Source organism: Pseudomonas sp. 21615526 (genome assembly GCF_013386245.1).
In the GTDB taxonomy this organism is placed as follows: Bacteria; Pseudomonadota; Gammaproteobacteria; order Pseudomonadales; family Pseudomonadaceae; genus Aquipseudomonas.
This window is the reverse complement of sequence record NZ_JACAOM010000167.1, coordinates 1-1103: the sequence shown is the minus strand read 5'-3', so window position 1 is coordinate 1103 and position 1103 is coordinate 1. Positions and strand designations below refer to the sequence as shown.

General features: G+C 61.0%; 1 protein-coding gene and 1 pseudogene. Both read right to left on the bottom strand.

Annotation, left to right across the window (positions count from 1 at the left end):
* Positions 1-389, bottom strand: a pseudogene (locus HX786_RS32080) (GNAT family N-acetyltransferase); the annotation flags it as partial.
* A 16-nt stretch (positions 390-405) separates the two neighbouring features.
* The coding region (locus HX786_RS29925; RefSeq protein ID WP_178912990.1) for a carboxylesterase at positions 406-1103 on the bottom strand (698 nt) is incomplete at its 5' end.

The following is a 1103-nucleotide window of genomic DNA, read 5'->3' as shown; positions in this document are numbered from 1 at the left end:
GCGGCGAGTAACTGCGCAAGCAACGCCTCGCGCCCTGATTCGGCAACGTGGCTGGCGATGCCCGCATTGCACTGCTCCGCCACCGGCGAGCCGATGGCATACAGGCCCAACTTCAAAACACCCGGCCACAGTCGCTCCAGGCGCTCGGTAAAGCGCTTGCCTACGCCTGACACGGTGGTGTCCAGGCGATACCGCGTGATGAACGCCGGCGCCACCGCCACCAGCCTTGCATCGTCAAACACCGCGAGGTAGCGCCACTGAAAGTCATCAATAGCGGCGTTTTCCACGGCCACGTAATAGTCCCAATCCTCCAGGGCATCGGGAAAACAGTCGTTCCAGGCACTGCGTTCGATGGCCCGAATGGTCGAAAAGGCTTGGGCGGTGATCACGTCAAATCCTTAGGGTTCAAGCCAGCTGTCGATAATCTTCAGGTGCCTCTGTGGCGTGTGCGTGCTGCCCGACAAACTCGGCACTCAACTCGATCACCCGACGGTATTGCAGGTCGACGGTGATCATGTGGTAGCAGTTGTCCAGCAGGATCTTGGTCACGGGGCCGCCGAGATGGCGTTCCACGTAATCGGCGTTCCAACGGCTGGTGATGTCATCCTCGATGGAATGCAGCACCAGGGCCGGGGTCTTGATCGATGGCATGAGCTTCTTCACCACGGCATTCATCCAGTGCAACTCGCGCACCGTGACGCCCTCCATGGTCAAGAGACCCGCCTCGCTGCTCTCCCCTTCCTTCATCTGCCGCTCGACGATCGCCCGCAGGCGCTCGTTCTTGATGCCGTAGGGCGGCTTTTCAGTAAAGCGGAACAGGCGCACACCGAAGGGAATACGGATCAGCAAGGGCGTGATGAACGCCATCTTGTTGATGCTCCAGCCGTCGTACTTCAACGTCGTGGAGTACATCAGCAAGCCGGCAACCTGGCCGGGGAACTGCGACGCCACGTACATCGACATCACCGCGCCCATCGACAAGCCGCCGACGAATACCTGCTCGTGACGCTGTTTCACCGCGACGAAGGTCTTGCGCACGCCTTCGTACCAGTCCTGCCAGCCGGTGGCTTGCAGGTCGCTGTTGTCCCCGCAGTGGCCGGCCA